The organism is Endozoicomonas sp. ONNA2 (genome assembly GCF_024606365.1).
Lineage (GTDB): Bacteria > Pseudomonadota > Gammaproteobacteria > Pseudomonadales > Endozoicomonadaceae > Endozoicomonas.
On the sequence record NZ_JAHHPO010001199.1, the window covers coordinates 1 to 2,030 of the forward strand.

Annotated in this window: 1 protein-coding gene; it reads left to right on the forward strand. The window is 57.0% G+C overall.

Annotated elements, in window-relative coordinates; translation table 11 throughout:
* Positions 1-2,030: phenylalanine--tRNA ligase subunit beta (gene pheT, locus KDK14_RS21045; RefSeq protein WP_257267214.1), on the forward strand; the 2,030-nt coding region annotated here is incomplete at both ends.

Sequence of the window (2,030 nt, forward strand, 5' to 3'; positions counted from 1 at the left end):
TGCCGTATTGCCCGGCAACTTCAAGATCAAAAAAGCCAAATTGCGCGGTGTTAAGTCATTTGGGATGCTCTGTGCCGAAGAAGAGCTGGGCATGGCAGAGTCTTCCGATGGTTTGATGGAACTGCCAGCGGATGCCCCGGTTGGTCAGAGTATCCGTGAATACCTGTCTCTGGACGACAGGATCATCGATGTAGACCTGACCCCTAACCGGGGTGACTGTCTGAGCATTGCCGGTCTGGCCCGTGAAGTCAGCGCAAACTTCCTGGCGGATATGACGGCCGGGCAGATAGCGGAAGTGGCGTCAGCCATTAATGACACCTTCCCGGTTCATATCGATGCTCCTGAAGGCTGCCCGCGCTACGTTGGCCGGATAATCCGTAACGTAGACATTTCCCGCGCTGCGCCGTTGTGGCTGACCGAACACCTGCGCCGTTCCGGCATCCGTTCCATCGACCCGGTGGTGGATGTCACCAACTACGTTATGCTGGAACTGGGTCAGCCGATGCACGGCTTTGATCTGGATACGCTGTCTGGCAGCATTCATGTGCGCATGGCTGAAGCTGGCGAGAAGCTGACCCTGCTGGATGGCCAGACAGTGAAACTGAACGACAGTACTCTGGTGATTGCCGATGAGCAGAAGGCTCTGGCCATTGCCGGGGTCATGGGAGGAGAAGGTTCTGGCGTCAGTGACCAGACCCGTCATATCTTCCTGGAAAGCGCATTCTTCGATCCGATTACCATTGCCGGCAAGGCCCGCTCCTACGGTTTGCACACGGACTCTTCCCACCGGTTTGAACGTGGTGTTGATTTCCAGCTACAGCAAAAGGCGGTTGAACGTGCCACGGGCCTGATTGTCGAGATTTGTGGCGGTGCACCGGGCCCGGTCACGGAAGTGGTCAGCGAAGCCCATCTGCCTGCTCTGCGTGAAGTGACCCTGCGTTCTGAAAAAGTGACGTCACTGCTGGGTATGGCCATTGACAACCGCCATATTGAGGCTCTGTTGTCCCGCCTGGGGCTTGGCCTGACCCTTGTTGACCAGACGAATGGCCAGGCTTGCTGGAAGGTCTCTGTGCCCAGCTGGCGTTTTGATATCGCCATTGAAGAGGACCTGGTGGAAGAGCTTGGCCGTATTTACGGCTACAACAATCTGCCTGAGAGTACGCCGACGGCCCGGTTAAAGATGAAACAGGTGGACGAGTCTCAAGTCCAGGAATCAGACATTCGTCGTGTACTAACGGCGCGTGGTTATCAGGAAGCCATATGCTTCAGCTTTATCGCACCGGAACTGCACCGGCTGTTTGACCCCCGCCGTGAGCCCATTGCCCTGTCCAACCCCATTGCCAGCGATCTTTCTGTCATGCGCACCACGCTGCTGCCAGGACTGGTTAAAACCGCTGGCTACAACCTGAACCGTCAGCAAAGCCGGGTCCGTCTGTTTGAAACAGGTCTGACCTTTATCAGGGGCAAGGACGGTGATCAGCTGCAACAGGAGCCGATGCTGGCTGCCCTGATGACCGGCAGCCGTCATCCCGAGAGTTGGCAGGGTAAGGCTGAAGCCGTTGACTTCTTTGACCTGAAAGGCGATTTCGAAGCGGTCTTTGCCCTGGCGGGTAGTGAATTTGTGTTCCGCAAGGGCGAACACGCGGCCATGCATCCTGGCCAGTGTGCCGGGATTGTTCGTGATGGCAAGGAGATTGGCCATATGGGGGCACTGCACCCGTCCCTGGCAAAGACCATGGATATGCCTGCTGCAGTCTACCTGGTTGAGCTGAACCTGAAGGCGCTGACGGAAGGCAAGGTTACCCGTTTTGCAGCCCTGTCGAAGTATCCTGAAGTTCGCCGTGACCTGGCACTGGTGGTTAACGCTGCCATTGCCGCTGGCGACATTGAGCGGGCGATTGCCAGTGAAGCCGGTGAACTGTTGCGCCGGGTCAATACGTTTGATGTTTATGCCGGTCAGGGTATTGCCCCGGGCTGCAAGAGCCTGGCCATGGGCTTGACCTTACAGCATCCTTCCCGCACTCTAAAGG